Genomic DNA, 15,830 nt, shown 5'->3' on the forward strand with positions numbered 1-15,830 from the left:
AACAGCCCGTAGAGGGTCGCTCTGCCGGAGACGGCTTAACGCAAATTACATCTCTTCGGCCTCTTTCAGCCGTTCCTGCCGCTCGCGTTCCTCCTGCATCACCGCTTTGATCTCCTCCAGTACCGAATCAACATCGGCACTATCGGCATCACCATCATAGAGGCCGGTCAGCTCAGTTTCAGGCTTCAGCTCCCCCTCTTCGTACAACGCCCACATCTCCTCACCATAGCGGGACAGGCTCAGTACCGGGGCAAACTGGGAGTAATAGCGGGTCATATTATTGACATCACGCAGCAACATTGCCCGCGCGCTGTTGTTCGCCGAGGCATCAACCGCCTGCGGCAGATCAATCACCACCGGGCCGTACTCATCCACCAGCACGTTAAATTCAGACAGATCGCCATGTACAATACCTTCACACAACATCAGCTTAACGTAGTGCATCATCACGGCATAATCTTCCAGCGCCTGCTCTTCAGTCAGCAACACATCCCCAAGACGAGGCGCAACATCGCCCTGATCGTCAACCACCAGCTCCATCAGCAGAACACCATCGATGCAACCATAGGTTTCCGGCACACGCACACCCGCCCGGTAGAGTCTGGCCAGCGCATCTACTTCGGCATTTTGCCAGATCTCTTCCTGCTGTTTACGACCGTAGGCAGAGTTTTTTTCCATCGCCCGGGCACGCCGGCCACTACGGACCTTGCGCCCCTCCTGATATTGCGCGGCATTTTTAAAGCTTCGCTTCACCGCATCTTTATAGACCTTGGCGCAACGAATCTGACCGGAGCAGCTGACGATATAGATATCCGCTTCTTTACCGCTCATGAGTCGGCTAATAACTTCGTCGATCAAACCTTCATCAATCAGTGGCAGAAGAGATTTTGGTGCTTTCATGCATACCTGTATTATAAAAAACCTGTTATTAGCCGATAGTGGCAAAACTAAGTTAGCAATACTAACACTTTTAAGATTTTTTTAGCCCGTATCCGGTCTTCATATTGATCATTATCAGACAAAAAAAAGCCCGCGAAATTCGCGGGCTTTTTAAAAAGTGGAAAATTACACCATGGTTGGATCAGGATCCATCCCCATTAGCGAGCGTCCCAGAATCTGCTTACAAACGTCGTAATCGGTATACGCATGGGCAGCTGTCATATTGCAGTCACGCCACAGACGCTGAATTTCGTTGTCGTGAATCCAGGTAGTACCACCCGCTACCTCGAACAGCCGGTTTACCGCCTCACAACACATCTTAATCGCATAGGCCTGATTGGTACGCCAGAAAGCCAGCTCGGCATCGGTTGGGTAGCGTTTCTGCTCACCAAACTCTTTATGCTCGTCCCAGGTTTTTTCCATAAACGCCCGCGCCGCAGCAACCTGATGAGTGGCCTCGGCCAGACGCATCAGCGGTGGAATCTCTTTGCCACTGCTGGCCAGTGTATAGGCACGGGTACGGTTTTTCGTCATCTCGGTATAAACCGTCAGCATCCGCTCTGCGATACCCAGTGCCATAGCCGCAAAGCCACAGGCGAAGTAAGGACGGTACGGGGTGTAATAGATCTTGCTGTCAGGGTATAAACCAAAGCCTGAAGACTGACCACTCATCATCGCCTTGGCGCGTTCAATACGGTGCTCAGGAATAAAAGTATTCGGTTTGATCTTCAACGTCTTAGTGCCTGAAGGCTTCATGCCCGCAGAGTACCAGTCATCTTCAATCTCATAATCACTGGATGGAACAACACCGAAACAGTAGTCTTTTTCACCGGTCTCTTTGTTGTCACGCAGGAAACCCAGAATGGCCCACTGAGCATGATCACAGCCAGAACTCCAGCGCATATCTCCGTTGAAGATAACACCGCCTTCACACTCTTCAGTTTTACCAAAAGGAGCAATTGAACTGCTGGCCACCGCATCCGGATTTTCACCCCAGAACTCATCCTGAGCCTGTTTTGAAAACATCGCCATCTGATGACTATGGGTAATCAACAGACTGAAAGCCCAGGCAGTACCGCCACAGGCACCGGCAAGTGCGGCAATACAATCGGTCACTTCAGGTAATGACAACTCCATGCCACCATAAGCCTTTGGCTGAAGAGCACGATGGAGATTAATTGATTTTAACAGGCGAATATTCTCATCCGGCACTTTACGCTCTTTTTCAGCCTGAACCGCATTTGCCGCGATAGCAGGAAGAATCTTTTTGAGCTCACCCAGCATTGGATTTGGTCTTTCCATTACTCATTACCTTTCTGATTATTGTTTTCGTAACAGCTGTTTTGCCTGAACTCCTTTTATCAGAGCACCAGAAACAACCCAGCGATCAAAAGCATGAATACATTATTGATGACAGGCAGGCAGAATAAAATGGATCTTTCATAGTCTAATTTGCACTTTCCATAGTTAACATATGAAGTATAATTAGATTTGGATTTATTCCAGAAAACAGTAAAAGCCTTATATTTAGTTGTTTTCACATAAACATGACAATATGCAGATCGATAGCTTTTGACATAGCTTGTACAAATCCATATACAAGCAACATTACTTTCATATCTTACATTAGTCACTATAGTTAAGTATTACTGAGTCACCAAGTCCATGACCGAGATAGCAGAAAAGATGAGTAGCAGATCCAGCCCACTCGCCCAAAGCGACACGGCATCCGCCGATATTCCCAATATCGATATCGGACAGGCGTACGATCAGCATTACATCGATGCTGAAATACATTATGAACACCTGGAAAAGCTGGCCGATTTCTTTGGCCGCAATATGCCGGTGCATCATCATGATCGCTTCTATCAGATTCATGTCATTCTTAACGGAACCGTTCGTGTACATCTGGATGAAACCAGCTACACCGTCGAGGGCCCGATGTTTTTCCTCACTCCGCCAACAATTCCCCATGCGTTTGTCACAGACAATGACGCCACCGGCCATGTGATTACGGCAAGGCAACAGCTTGTGTGGGAGTTGATGGGAGGCATGGGCCCCACCCGCTGGGGGAATAACGGCATTATGAACACCCCCCTGTGCGTAGCACTATTCCCCGAACAGGATGCTAATGCCAAACAGATGCTCTATCTGCTAAGTCAGATGGCGGATGAAAATGACCATAACAGCATCGAGCATACCCTGGCTTTAAAAGCGCTGTTACAGCTGGTACTGATAGATATCGCCCGCCTTTCGGATCAGACCCATCAGAAACAGAAAACCCGGAAGGAAGATGTACGTATATTTCACCGCTTTAATGAGTTAATTGAAAACCACTACCAGGATCATCTGGCCCTGGCCCAGTACTCCGATATGATCAGCGTCACCGAGGCGCGGCTGAATGAGATATGCAGACGCCTGGCCGGACTCCCTTCTAAACGCCTCATCATGGAGCGCCTGATGCAGGAAGCCCGTCGTTTGTTAACCTACTCCTCGGCCCCCATTACGGAGATCAGCTATCAACTGGGCTTTAAAGACCCGGCTTACTTCGCACGCTTCTTTCGCAGAAATGCAGGCATTACCGCAAGCCAGTACAGAGAAAATAAAAATTAGCTTTATTTTCAATAATATAGGTACTATATCTAGTGCAAGCAGCCATATACTCTAACTAATTTTCCTATGAAAAGTACAATTAAAGCAGTGGAAAATATATGTTTAATCACTCTATGCACTCTATAATTAGTTAACATATTAATCTTTGTCCTGCCTTCTTTCGAAGGCAGCTACAATAATAATTACAAAGATCCTCCATTCATCAAAGGTGACCCTCCATGTCTCAGTCTGCATTCGACCCAAAAGATTTTCGCCGCGCCCTCTCTCAGTTTCCAACCGGCGTAACGGTAATTACGACTCTGGATGCTGATGGCAAGCCAGTTGGCGTTACGGCAAGCAGTTTTAACTCAGTCTCTATGGATCCCGTGCTGGTGCTCTGGAGCATCGATAAAGGCGCACACAGCCTGCCTGCCTTTGAAAATGCCAAGCATTTTGCGGTTAACGTCTTAGGTAAGGATCAGGTTTCCACCTCGAATAACTTTGCCAGCCGGGGAGAAGACAAGTTCGCCAACGCAGCTTACACCGCAGGCCTGGGCGGCTCACCGATTCTGGATGATTATGCAGCTCAGTTTGAATGTAAAACCTGGGCCGTCTATGAAGGTGGCGATCATCTTATCTTAGTTGGCGAAGTGGTTAATTACCGTTACAACGACAGCGTTGAACCACTGGTCTTTGCCCGGGGTAGCTATGCAATCTCGTCTCAACACCCGGAGATGAACATTTCACAAGCGTCATCATCACAGGAAGATGATTTCGTCGGCAGCTACCTGCTTTACCTGCTGCGCGTTGCTTACCAGGGGTTTAGCTCCGAACTCTACCCAAAACTCAAGCAACACCATGATATTACCCCTGAAGAGTGGCGTATCCTTGCCCGCATGGTCTCTTCTCCAGAGATCGACACCCAGGAACTTGCAGAGCGGGTTATGCAGCCTGAAGTAGCCTTCAATCAGACTATCAGCTGGATGGCAGAAAAGGGACTTGTTGAAGTGTCGGGAAGCACTGCGCGGATCACAGCTAAAGGCTCTGAGGTCGGTGAAAAGATGAAGCAGTTGGCACTGGCTGAAGAAGCCCGGTTACTGGCTTCAATACCTTCTGATCAGACCGAGCAGTTAAAACAGAATCTCAAGACTCTGATTTCCAAGCTGTAAACTTAAAACGAATATTTCAAAACTAAAAAAAGCCCTGATATACCATCAGGGCTTTTTTATTTCCGTTAAACGGCAAACAACAGACTTAGTCGTTGATCAGTAACTGAATACCAGCCGCCGTATTGGAGATCGGAGCGATCAGATTACGATACCCCTCGGTTACTTTGCCAGTCAGACAACCGCGCATCGCCATCCACATATTCAGCTCAACGCCCTGACCACCGGCCAGCTCGACAATATCTTCTAGACTGTATTTAGTCAGCGCTTCCGGATCAGATACCATTTTGTCCAGACACTCTGTGTCAAAATCGGTGTTGATAATACCTGCACGCTCACCATCTAACTGATGAGACAGACCGCCAGTTCCCATGACAACAACCTTCTGATCACCACCGAAGGATTCAACCGCACGACCAACCTGCTGACCAAATGCATAGCTGCGAGACAGCTTAGGCATTGGGTGGCGTTCACAGTTGATGCAGATAGGGATAACCTTAACCTTGGAGTAATCCTTGCCAGGATACATCAGCGTCAGCGGCACGGTCAGACCGTGATCAACTTTGATCTCCTGACACACGGTTGGATCGAAATCGTTCTCAACCAGCTCATTGACAATATGCCAGGACAACTCAGTCTCGCCCCGTACCGGAGGAATAGGGTTGATACCCCAGCCTTCGTCGGCATTTTCATACTCGGGGGCTGTACCCACGGCAAAGGTAGGTTTCTTATCCAGAAACATCTCCAGACCATGGTCGTTATAAAAAATAATCAGAATGTCTGGATCAACTTCGTTAAACCACTTTCTCAGCGGCACATAGCTTTGAAAGAAGTCGCGCCAATATGGCGTGTCTTCCAGACCTTTATCCATGGCAACGCCAATGGCTGGAATATGAGATGAACCGATACCGCCTACTATTTTAGCCATTGTTTTTACCTATCCCCTGACTGTCCAGATATGCTTGAAACTCTTCGGTGGTTTGTCCAGTCTGTAAACCACCGAAATCCTGTACATTCAGACCCAGAATCGGTCCGATTTTAGCGAGGTAATAAATACTCCCCCCTTCACGAATCAGGCCCAGAACATCACGATCACGCACGCACTGCTTCTGAGCGTCATTCAGCTTAAATTTTTCCATGTAAGCCTCTTCATCGGCGACAAAGGCATCACGGCCCTCCTTCGAGTTGAAGGAGTAGAACATTTTATTCACGGGATAGCCCTTCGTGGACATCGGTCCATCGAAGAAAGTAGTGCCTGGAATAGCACGCATTTTTTTTATAGTCATAGTGACTCCATTGAGTTGCGGGACTACCAAAACCCTAATACAAAAATATAGGCGCTTTCTACAAGTTGTATATTACGCGTATCCACACTGGATAAAATGCAAATTTCATGCTTTATTATTGTACAAAACATGGATTAAACGATATCAGAATGACAACTAACCACTCACACCACCCTATTCCTATCACCGATTTCTATGGTGAATCCACGGCCTGGCCGGTAGAGGATATGGTTCACTGCGAACAGTTAAGTCTGCGAAGTGCCCGTTATGACTGGCAGATCAAACCCCACCGACACCGGGATCTGATGCAGATGTTCTTTGTCCTTGAAGGACAGGGTTCAGCCCAGGTTGATAGTCGCTCACTGCTGATAAGTGCCGGCGATCTGCTGGTCATTCCCGAACAGTGTGTTCACACATTTCGCTGGGAGTCCGGCTCCAACGGCTATGTACTCGCGGTCGCCCGCCCCCTGCTGAAAAAACTGGAAAAAGTACTCGATGACCCTTCGTGGACCCACGGTACTGCGACCTCTTTCTCAACCGGAGCCGACCGAAACTACCTTAATGACCTGCTCTCCTCGCTTAACGAAGAGTGCGCAGGAAAGGAGATCTACCGCCACCTGCTGATGGAAAACAGAGTGCTCTCCCTGGGGATCTGGATTACCCGTCAACATCTGCTCATGAGCGAAGCGGATGCACTCCCCAAAAGCCGCTCAGAACAAAGATTAAAACGATTTACCGATCTGCTTGAAAGCCATTTTGATCAGGCACACAGCGTCGACTGGTACGCAGATAAGGTGGGCGTTACCGCAGCCCATCTGAACGAGATTTGTAAAAAACTGCGGCAACAAACAGCACTCAGCCTGATTCACCAGCGCATCCTCACCGAAGCGCAGCGTAACTTAATCTTTACCGGTAAATCCGCTGCAGACATTTCACACTTGTTGGGATTTTCCGATCCCGCCTACTTCAACCGTTTTTTTAAACGGCTGTGCGGTGTGACACCGAAGCAGTTCAGGCAATCAAAAATGCAGGATTAAGCAGCCAGTGTGTATACCCTGCCCGCCTGGATCGCTTGTCATCCATCAGAAAAGGGCTATTTCTCGCTAAACTTTGGCCCCAAAAATGCGTAGAATACCGCCTTCGTAACAACACATTGAACCGGAGCTGTCATGAGTCTCGATGATATCGATAAGCCTTTAAGCAAAGAAGATGAAACTGCCCAAACGAAAAATGGCTTTCTGGCACTTGTCTCAAAAATGGTCTTCGAGGAAAAGTTACCGGTGCGCTTTATGTACAAAACCGTGCCTGCCCATCTGAATGACACCGGCTGGCGGATGTTTACCGGCTATGAAACACCGGAATTTCTTGAAGATGAGATAACCAACCTGATTCCGGTCGCCGTCGAAAAGATGACAAAACTGGATCCGTCACTGACTGAACTGGTGGAATATAACGCAGGTACCGTGTGGGAGCGTACTCCCGAATCCGAAGGCTGGGAGCGGGTTTATGACTTTAAGATTCCCGCAGACAGGGTTGAAGTCGAGATCACCAACGATATTGATGAGTTTAAACATTAAGCGTTAAAAACTTTTACTTAAAAAACAGCCTTTCCCTTGAAAGGCTTTTTTTTGTCCTTATAAAGTAGATTAACGGAGGCTCAGAAGAGCTCCGTAAACCGCCTGATCATTGTGATAGGCAACTAAAACATATTGCTCTATGAGGATATTACTATGCGTCAATTTGACCTGGCTCCACTCTACCGTTCCGCCATCGGCTTTGATCGTCTGGCATCGATGATCGACAACGCGACCCGCAACGAACAGGCCCAGAACGGCTATCCACCCTACAATATTGAACTGATCAGCGAGCACGCTTACCGCATTACGATGGCGATTGCCGGTTTTGATAAGTCTGAAGTGTCTATTAATACCGAGCACGGCATGCTGACAGTCACCGGCCGTAAGAATGCCGACGAAACTGAGCGCAAATACCTGCATCAGGGGATCGCGGCCAGAGGATTCGAACGCAAATTCCAGCTGGCAGACCATGTGCGTGTCACCGATGCCTCTATGGAAAATGGCCTGCTCCATGTCGACCTTGTTCAGGAGATACCTGAAGCGATGAAGCCGCGCACTATCGACATCAACTGATCCGTCATTAACCCGACAGATAGCAGATAACAGGGAGCCTGAAGCTCCCTGTTTTAATTTATGCGTTACTCTCTGCTCAGCTCTCTGTTCTACTCTCTGTTATGATAAGCAACTAACGGCCCGATGCCAGCCCTTGTTGCTAAAGCCGGTTTATAGAGCTTGTTTATAGAGCTTGTTTATAGAGCCTGTATATAAAGCCCGGCCATCTCCTCATCAAAACAGCAAAAGATAACCTCTTCCAACCCACATTTTTTATAAGCTGTCGATACGGCGCGGGTGGCGATTGCGACCGCCTCGGCTTTGGGATATCCGTAGATGCCGCAACTAATAGCAGGGAAAGCGATGCTTTTAATGTGATAAGCCGGACAAAGCTTTAAACAACTAAGATAACAGGACTCCAGCAGCCGGGACTCGCCTCTGTCCCCGCCTTGCCAGATCGGACCTACCGTATGAATCACATACGGTGCGGGCAACTCATAGCCCCGGGTAATACGAGCTTCGCCGGTAGGACAACCATCAATAGTCCGGCATTCAGCCAGCAACCCGGGACCTGCCGCACGATGAATCGCGCCATCAACACCGCCGCCACCCAGCAATAAACTGTTGGCAGCATTAACGATCGCGTCAACATTCAGCGTCGTAATGTCCGTTACCTCAACCCGAATCACTCTCAACTTCCCCAATTTTAATGGCCTGATAGATCCAGCACTGTACATCATCGCTCCAGTAATCCGCAGCAAGCCCAGCCTTTTGTCGTAACTGATTCAGAAAATTCTTTGGCTGATTTAACTGCTCCCACACCGACGGCAGAAAGGTAGAGCGGTGCCCTTCAGCTTCGAACAACAAACCATCAATACCCGGCCGGATCTTAGCCAGCAGATCAGCTTCACTACTGACTGGCAAGGGCACCATTGGCGTCAGCACCGAGATCTCATACTGCAGCTTTGCCAACTCAGCTGCAGACACCGGATCAAAACGCTGATCCCGGAATGCGGCCAGATAACTGTTACGCAGCACCGCATCAACCAACGAACTGTTCGCTTCCAGATTGCCAATACAGCCACGCAACCGCCCATCTAGCTTCAGGGTAACAAAGCAGGCTCGCGACCTCTCCACCCCCTCAGGAATATTCTCGGCTGAGGGGCGTTGAGGCTCCAGACCCGACACCCCACGGGCAACCGTTTCCCGGGCAAGCTGAAGCAGAAACTGCTGCTCGGTCGCACTGTAACGCTCAATAGAATGCATAGGATGAATACCCCACTACCCGGCTTTGATCACCGGCGGTGTCCCCGGAATTACAGTACCCCAGAAGCTCGGCCTCCAGCCGCTGTTCTGCTGCATAGGCCAGCATACCGTTCAGGGCGTTACAGCCGCAGGCTTGTTGCGGTGTAATGTTTGTCGCAAGGTGGCTAATCTGCTGCAACGTTGCCCGGTCGATCTGCTGTGCTTCTGCGTAAGGGTGAAAATGACTCAGGTCGCTACTGATCACCAGCAGCGTTTGCGGCTCCCGCAGTACCCGGCTGATCAGTGCAGCAACATCCTCTGATGGCGTTTGCCCCACCAGCACCGGCAACACCTTTAATGCACCATCCAACAGCTGTAAAAAAGGCAGCTGTATCTCCAGACAATGCTCCTGCGCATGCGCAGTATCGTTGACTACCGCCAGCCCGTCATCAACCAGCTTATCTCCGAGCTCACGATCGATCTGAAGTGGCCCCAGCGGGGTTTGCCACACCTCAGCCCCGATCACTGCCATCCCCCGCAACGGCACCCGATGCGCGGGTCCCAACAGCACAACCCGGCTGATCACGTTCAGATAGGGACGGATGCGGTTATAGGCTTTGGCGGCAATCCCTCCCGAATAGATCAGGCCCGCATGGGGCACCTGAATAGCCACCGGCCTGCAACCCTGTTGCGGGTTATCTGCCAATAACTGACTGACCATCAGCGCAAGTTCATCAGGATTATCCGGGTAGAACATGCCAGCAACAGCAGACTGCTTAATTCTCATATACACTGATCCTTAGATAGCAAACGTACTCATACGCTCAGTATAGGTCATCAGCCCCAATGCAATCAGTCAATCCACAGCATCCAACCCACTACTGGCATCGTTCTGAAGATGGGCGCACCCAGTGTGATGTTTGTCCACACCGGTGCAAACTGCAAGAGGGTCAGCGCGGACTCTGCTATGTCCGGGGCTGCGAAGCAGGCGAAATTGTACTTTACAGTTACGGACGCTCCAGCGGTTTCTGCATCGATCCGATTGAGAAAAAACCACTCAACCACTTTCTGCCCGGCACCCCGGTGCTCTCCTTTGGCACCGCGGGATGCAATCTGAGCTGCAAGTTTTGTCAGAACTGGGATATGAGCAAATCACGGCAGATGGACACCCTCGCCAGCCAGGCAAGCCCGCAGATGCTCGCCGATGCCTGCGTCAAAACAGGCTGCCGCTCAATCGCTTACACCTATAACGACCCGGTTATCTTTATGGAGTATGCCGTTGACGTCGCCCAGGCCTGCCGGGAACAGAACATCCACTCTGTCGCGGTCTCGGCAGGCTTTATCCTGCCCGACCCCAGAGCTGAATTTTTCCGCTATATGGATGCCGCTAATATCGATCTGAAAGGCTTCAGTGAACGCTTCTATCACAAACTCTGTGGCGGCCACCTGCAACCGGTACTCGACACCCTGATCTATCTGGTACATCAGACCGACTGCTGGGTCGAAATTACCAACCTGATCATTCCCGGTGAGAATGATGATCCGGATGAAATCAGCCAGATGTGTGAATGGATATACGAAAAACTGGGCCCGCGGGTGCCTCTGCACTTTACCGCCTTCCATCCCGATTACAAAATGCAGGACAGGCAGCGCACACCACTGCAAACCCTTGAAAATGCGCGCAGCATCGCACTCAGTTGCGGGCTGAAACATGTCTATACCGGCAATGTTGCCGCAACCGACAGCGGCTCAACGTACTGCAGCCACTGCGGCCAGTTATTGATAGAACGCTGCCAGTACCAGTTAGGCGAATGGAATCTCGATAAACACGGTTGCTGCAATCACTGCAAAACACCGCTGGCAGGAAAGTTTGAGGCCCAACCCGGGAGCTGGGGAGCACAGCGGCAGGTAGTTCGTTTTAAGAGCAGTGGCTAGAGCGCTTTGAAAGCAGTGGCTAGATCGCGGCTTCGCCGCTGGCTAGTGGTTAGAACGTCGCTTCGCGACTCGCTAGAAAAAGCAAAAATAACAGCGGTAGCCACGATAATACAGAGGGGACATAAACGCCGCAAATCACCGGCAGCAAAAAGCAGAGCGAGGAACGAGCGGCGCTTTTTGACGTCCGAGTGCATTTGCCTTGATACTCATAGAGCCTTCTCCCCCAGCTTACTGTTTTCACACTAAGCTGGAAGGCGACCAAACCAAAAGGAGAAGACCCATGAGATTTTACACCAACAAACATCCTTTTTACTGCGGTATCGACTTGCATGCACGCTCCCTGTACGTCTGTATCTTAGACGATGATGGGCAAACCGTGCTTCATAAAGAGATTAAAGCCAAGCCTGAACCCTTATTCGATCTTCTGACTCCTTATCTCGGCAATGTTGTTCTCGGGGTCGAATGTATGCATTGCTGGTACTGGATTTCCGATTTCTGTCATGAACATAACATCGATTTTATTCTGGGTCACGCCCTGTATATGAAAGCGATCCATGGAGGAAAAGCTAAAAATGATCGGATTGACTCATACAAAATCGCGCACTTAATTCGTGGCGGAAACTTTCCCTTAGCCTATGTGTATCCCGCTGAAATGAGGGCGACCCGTGACCTGCTACGTCGACGGACTCGCATTGTCAGACACGGTGCCGATCTGAAAGCCCATGTCAAAAACACCACCAGTCAGTACAACCTGCCACCTAACAACCTGAATCTGCGCTACCCCAATGCCCGGGAACAGATGCGCCAGAAGTTTGCAGATGAATCCGTGCAGAAAAATATCGACCTGGATCTGAATATTATCGAGTTTTATCACCGCCAGCTCAGTGCTATCGAATGCTATATCGAAAAGCACGCCAAACATCACAATGGGCGGGATTACCATATATTAACCAGCGTACCTGGCATGGGACGCATACTGGCACTCACTATTCTGTATGAGATCGGCGATATTACACGCTTTGAAAACGTTCAGAAGTTTGCATCATACAGCCGGTTGATCAAATGCAGGGCTGAGTCCGCAGGAAAAATATACGGTACTCAAGGCAATAAAATTGGTAACGCACATTTGCGATGGGCCTTTGGTGAAGTTGCCGTCGGTTATCTGAGAGGGAATGAGAAGGCTCAGTCATATCTGGCCCGATTACATAAACGTATGGGCAAAGCGAAGGCACTGACCGCCCTGGCTCACAAGTTAGGACGCTGTGTTTACTTTATGCTTAAGAATCAGCAGGTATTTGATGAACAGCGATTTTTAACCGGGTAAGTCACGCAGTGAAGTGAGCTGAACGTCTAACTGGAAATAACAGAGACCGTTGAAGGCCTGGTAACCCTTATTAAATTTAACAGGTCTTGTGGTCCGGGCACATTAGCCCCTGGCCTTGATTAGACGCTTCACTGGCGTGCATTAACAATCAGTAAAGCGGTTTGCACCTGAACTGAGCCTGATACTAACTGGAAATCTATTCCACTGTTTTGAATAGCGCCTTTCTCAGGTTAACCGATGAATGTCTAGTACCCCTACTCACATCAGGGATGACGTATTGGTAGGCACCCGTTGAGCACGGGGTAAGTAGAGTCTCAATATGTGTTTGTTGCAAACTCGTTTTGGCAACGACAATGACAGACGAAGAAAACTGGCTGACTGATTAATTAAAAAACTGACCGCTTCGCGGCCAGATAAGAGCGTTATATTCTATTGACTCCGAGGCGGCTCATATGTGTTATACATTTTTAGCTGCGTGAACAATTAAGCTTTCAGTGTATGAATACCCATACCCGTAACCATAACTTGCGCCGCCTTTAACAGCTTCAGTATCACTTAAAAAGCGAGGAGAACTTGTAATGCCCTCTGCTTGATATTGATAATTATATGCACCTGACAAAATTGAAGTAATTGATTTTATGGAATACCCTTCCTTATTAAGAGCCTCGATTGTTCTTTGTAAATCCTCAGTCAATCTTTCTCCGTCTATCTCACAGTCAGACCAGCCTGTGCTTTTCCACTGCTTTTCTTTACGTGTTATCTGTTTTTCACCACCAAACATTCCTTTTTTGGTTTCACCAGTTGGAACATTAACAGTGATCTCTTTACCTATAGGTCGAAAATATGCTTTTACGTACACCACTTTATCCATTGCTCAATCCTATTCATTCTATGATGGCTAACGCCCGCAACACCGGGCAATTTGGAGCGAAGCGGAAAATTATTCCGAGTGCTTGCGCTTGTGTACGCCCAGCATGGACATGAACTAATGAGGTGAAAGTCCTCTGTAGGAAGGTCACCATCCATAGCGATTTATAATCGTTATTAGATGTTAACTACTACCGAATGGCAAGGGCTTAACCGCAAGGTTAGGTCTGGAGGAGTCAGAGCGAAGCAGAGACCATGAGCCGAAGGCGAAAGCAACCGAAGGGCGCGATAACCCGCTAGCAAAACTGCGTGCTGATGAACAAAAACATCATATGAGGCGCAGGCTGAAGGCGAGTTGGCACAAGACGACGAAGCCATGTGATCTAACGGCCACCGTAAATGATGCAGCAGTGCAGCGAAAGTTCAGGAATCCCGGGGGCAGGTCTTGTATTTTGCACAAGAGTTAATCCTATTTTCTTAACCCTGCAAAATGCAAGACCTGACCCCAATTTCACATCATTCATTAAAATTTATTTAGTAATTTTCTCTAATCCTTTTTTGAGCTTTCTTTTTTTGTGAGAAATCCACAGTTTTTTTAATCATTTCTCGTATAAAAATAAGAAGAAAAACATGTGCCAAAACTATAAAAGCACCACCAGCTATCATCACATAAAAGTGAAAATCTCCTACTATTAATACAAGCCCAATAATTACCGAAAAAATTCCTAATAGTCCATTCTTTAGCATTAAGGTTTCCTTAGTGTTTTTTTGATCCTAGCGCTAAGCTAAGTGGCACGTAAAGCGCCTCATTACTTAAGCGCCTTGTTATGATTTTTATTGAAGAACTTTGTCATTTGCTCAGCAAAGCTATAACGCAGATTTTCACCTAAGAATTCATCAATTTTTTCGATAGGAATAAACAATTCAATATCCAATTCTAATGGCGACAAAGTTTTGTTTTTGTCGAAGGGGCAAGAACCTTGTTCAGAAGTGACTGCAATGTTTAACTGTACTCCCTTACTACTGTAATTCATTTCAAGTTGGTAGCTTTTTAAAGGCCAATAGTTGCGTTCGTTATCACCTGGGTGACCTAGTGGGCCTTCAGAAAAATTCCCTATACCGTTTCCTTCAATACGATACGAAACTCCTTTCACAGACAAATTTCTTCTGATGAAGTATTCATAGAAAAGAGGAATATCTAAGCACTTTCTGTCTCCATTAATGCTGATTCCTCCAAGAATTGAAATATGTGCAGATATACTCGGTATAGTTTGTTTTTTATTGATAACTAGCTGGCCTTCAACTTCCATTTTGAGTACTCCAGTTCTAAAATATCAACGTCGGCCTTCAGCGGAGCAGACGCGATAGCGACTGCGTCCGCTGGAAGGCATTGTTGGGCGAATATTGCCTCATGCATTAATTTCCGCTTCGATTATTTGGGAAAGTCTGTCCCATATAACTTCTTGCTCTGATTCATTCATGCCATGCACCGGTTTATCTGGTTGATTCAGAGCCTGAAATCTAGACAGATTGGCGTCGCGTGAAAATCTACAAGGCTTGAGTATGACTGGAACGATCTTTGTTCCGTCAAGTTGTGCTTTTTCCAATATCGGAGGAAGTTCGTTGTCAACAATAAAATCTGACGCGAGAAAATCAGCACTGACAATCAGAACTGCAATTGCAGCTTGATGAAGGGCGGTTTCTATTTCTTTCTCCCAGTGATCCCCCACCTTTATTTTGGTGTCATCCCATACGTCTACAATCCCCAGTTTTTCTAACGGCTTCAAATGGACTCTAAGACGCTCAAGATGTGCGGAGTCTTTATGTGAATAACTAATGAATACCTTTTTCGAATTATTGGTTGTCAAGTGTTCACTTTTATTGCTTTGGTTTTCTATTGGCTGAATCCTTCGTAGAAAAACTCTACCTCCAGTTCCAATTGTGGATTTCCACGCACCGTCAAGATTCGAGGCATCATGGAGCTTTGCATTCACAGTTACGACTCCATGGCCAGATGCTGGGTCTAGCTTTACAGTCACGGTCTGACCGTTCACGTCGAGTGTCTGATACTTCGGTTTATCGAAAAAGTTCATGTCTGGATGAAGCTCCGCTTGTAGCGTTTCCCCTGCGACCGATCCCGAGACGATGTAAACGGCAGTGCCATGAACGGGATCATTAATCCGCGCACTTCCGGTTACTTGAACTCCATTTTGTTTAAATTCAACAAACACATTTGCATTATTCGTCCCTGCGATATGGCCGGACCATTCTCCAGATACATCAATCATTTTTAATCCTTATCTTTGAGACAGCGTGCTTTAGGCGCCCAACGCCGCCAGCACAGGCC

General features: G+C 48.1%; 18 protein-coding genes. 7 read left to right on the plus strand and 11 right to left on the minus strand.

Going from position 1 to position 15,830, the window contains the following annotated elements; genetic code table 11:
* Window positions 1-45: 45 nt before the first annotated feature.
* Both ACQY8X_RS10470 and ACQY8X_RS10475 read right to left on the minus strand, forming a co-directional pair.
* A complete protein-coding gene (locus tag ACQY8X_RS10470) occupies window positions 46-900 on the minus strand; it encodes a PA4780 family RIO1-like protein kinase (protein WP_428035086.1) in 855 nt (284 codons plus the stop codon).
* 165 nt (window positions 901-1,065) lie between these two features.
* On the minus strand, window positions 1,066-2,241 hold the full coding sequence (locus ACQY8X_RS10475) for a p-hydroxyphenylacetate 3-hydroxylase oxygenase component (protein ID WP_428035087.1): 1,176 nt from the start codon (window positions 2,239-2,241) through the stop codon (window positions 1,066-1,068).
* A gap of 384 nt (window positions 2,242-2,625) precedes the next feature.
* Here ACQY8X_RS10475 and hpaA point away from each other — a divergent pair, with 384 nt between their 5' ends.
* Window positions 2,626-3,552: a 4-hydroxyphenylacetate catabolism regulatory protein HpaA gene (gene hpaA / locus ACQY8X_RS10480; RefSeq protein ID WP_428035088.1), complete on the plus strand. Its 927-nt coding sequence runs from the start codon at window positions 2,626-2,628 to the stop codon at window positions 3,550-3,552.
* 218 nt (window positions 3,553-3,770) lie between these two features.
* Window positions 3,771-4,700: a flavin reductase gene (locus ACQY8X_RS10485; RefSeq protein ID WP_428035089.1), complete on the plus strand. Its 930-nt coding sequence runs from the start codon at window positions 3,771-3,773 to the stop codon at window positions 4,698-4,700.
* An 85-nt stretch (window positions 4,701-4,785) separates the two neighbouring features.
* Here the strand turns inward: ACQY8X_RS10485 and ACQY8X_RS10490 are convergent, their stop codons facing one another.
* Both ACQY8X_RS10490 and ACQY8X_RS10495 read right to left on the minus strand, forming a co-directional pair.
* The gene (locus ACQY8X_RS10490) at window positions 4,786-5,625 is read right to left on the minus strand and encodes a class III extradiol dioxygenase family protein (protein ID WP_091355393.1); all 840 of its coding nucleotides are present in this window, start codon (window positions 5,623-5,625) and stop codon (window positions 4,786-4,788) included.
* On the minus strand, window positions 5,618-5,983 hold the full coding sequence (locus ACQY8X_RS10495; protein ID WP_428035090.1) for a protocatechuate 3,4-dioxygenase: 366 nt from the start codon (window positions 5,981-5,983) through the stop codon (window positions 5,618-5,620). Before ACQY8X_RS10495 ends, ACQY8X_RS10490 begins: the two co-directional genes overlap by 8 nt.
* Before the next feature lie 149 nt (window positions 5,984-6,132).
* Here ACQY8X_RS10495 and ACQY8X_RS10500 point away from each other — a divergent pair, with 149 nt between their 5' ends.
* From ACQY8X_RS10500 to ACQY8X_RS10510, 3 genes are all read left to right on the plus strand, one after another.
* Window positions 6,133-7,020: a helix-turn-helix domain-containing protein gene (locus ACQY8X_RS10500; protein WP_428035091.1), complete on the plus strand. Its 888-nt coding sequence runs from the start codon at window positions 6,133-6,135 to the stop codon at window positions 7,018-7,020.
* A 132-nt stretch (window positions 7,021-7,152) separates the two neighbouring features.
* A complete protein-coding gene (locus ACQY8X_RS10505; RefSeq protein ID WP_428035092.1) occupies window positions 7,153-7,560 on the plus strand; it encodes an immunity protein Imm33 domain-containing protein in 408 nt (135 codons plus the stop codon).
* Window positions 7,561-7,713: 153 nt separating this feature from the next.
* Window positions 7,714-8,133: an Hsp20 family protein gene (locus ACQY8X_RS10510; RefSeq protein WP_428035093.1), complete on the plus strand. Its 420-nt coding sequence runs from the start codon at window positions 7,714-7,716 to the stop codon at window positions 8,131-8,133.
* Between the two features lie 176 nt (window positions 8,134-8,309).
* On the opposite strand, the gene ACQY8X_RS10515 is transcribed toward ACQY8X_RS10510, so the two are convergent.
* The 3 genes from ACQY8X_RS10515 to amrB are packed head-to-tail and all read right to left on the minus strand — an operon-like array spanning window position 8,310 to window position 10,144.
* On the minus strand, window positions 8,310-8,801 hold the full coding sequence (locus ACQY8X_RS10515) for an O-acetyl-ADP-ribose deacetylase (protein ID WP_428035094.1): 492 nt from the start codon (window positions 8,799-8,801) through the stop codon (window positions 8,310-8,312).
* Complete coding sequence (gene amrA, locus ACQY8X_RS10520) at window positions 8,788-9,378, minus strand: AmmeMemoRadiSam system protein A (protein ID WP_428035095.1); 591 nt, start codon at window positions 9,376-9,378, stop codon at window positions 8,788-8,790. Before amrA ends, ACQY8X_RS10515 begins: the two co-directional genes overlap by 14 nt.
* Window positions 9,365-10,144 carry an AmmeMemoRadiSam system protein B gene (amrB, locus tag ACQY8X_RS10525; protein ID WP_428035096.1) on the minus strand — a complete coding sequence of 260 codons (780 nt, stop codon included), beginning with the start codon at window positions 10,142-10,144 and terminating at the stop codon, window positions 9,365-9,367. Before amrB ends, amrA begins: the two co-directional genes overlap by 14 nt.
* A gap of 59 nt (window positions 10,145-10,203) precedes the next feature.
* On the opposite strand from amrB, the gene amrS reads away from it, so the two are divergent.
* Window positions 10,204-11,292 carry an AmmeMemoRadiSam system radical SAM enzyme gene (amrS, locus tag ACQY8X_RS10530; protein WP_428035097.1) on the plus strand — a complete coding sequence of 363 codons (1,089 nt, stop codon included), beginning with the start codon at window positions 10,204-10,206 and terminating at the stop codon, window positions 11,290-11,292.
* A 280-nt stretch (window positions 11,293-11,572) separates the two neighbouring features.
* Complete coding sequence (locus tag ACQY8X_RS10535) at window positions 11,573-12,616, plus strand: IS110 family transposase (RefSeq protein WP_428035098.1); 1,044 nt, start codon at window positions 11,573-11,575, stop codon at window positions 12,614-12,616.
* A gap of 457 nt (window positions 12,617-13,073) precedes the next feature.
* Here ACQY8X_RS10535 and ACQY8X_RS10540 read toward each other — a convergent pair whose 3' ends face one another.
* From ACQY8X_RS10540 to ACQY8X_RS10555, 4 genes are all read right to left on the minus strand, one after another.
* Window positions 13,074-13,487, minus strand: a complete 414-nt coding sequence (locus ACQY8X_RS10540; protein ID WP_428035099.1) for a hypothetical protein — start codon at window positions 13,485-13,487, stop codon at window positions 13,074-13,076.
* A 530-nt stretch (window positions 13,488-14,017) separates the two neighbouring features.
* The gene (locus tag ACQY8X_RS10545; protein WP_428035100.1) at window positions 14,018-14,230 is read right to left on the minus strand and encodes a hypothetical protein; all 213 of its coding nucleotides are present in this window, start codon (window positions 14,228-14,230) and stop codon (window positions 14,018-14,020) included.
* 62 nt (window positions 14,231-14,292) lie between these two features.
* Window positions 14,293-14,793, minus strand: coding sequence for a hypothetical protein (locus ACQY8X_RS10550; RefSeq protein WP_428035101.1), 501 nt, complete (start codon window positions 14,791-14,793; stop codon window positions 14,293-14,295).
* Between the two features lie 99 nt (window positions 14,794-14,892).
* On the minus strand, window positions 14,893-15,771 hold the full coding sequence (locus ACQY8X_RS10555; protein ID WP_428035102.1) for a toll/interleukin-1 receptor domain-containing protein: 879 nt from the start codon (window positions 15,769-15,771) through the stop codon (window positions 14,893-14,895).
* Between the last annotated feature and the right edge of the window lie 59 nt (window positions 15,772-15,830).

The sequence above is a fragment of the Amphritea sp. genome, assembly GCF_050300915.1.
In the GTDB taxonomy this organism is placed as follows: domain Bacteria; phylum Pseudomonadota; class Gammaproteobacteria; order Pseudomonadales; family Balneatricaceae; genus Amphritea.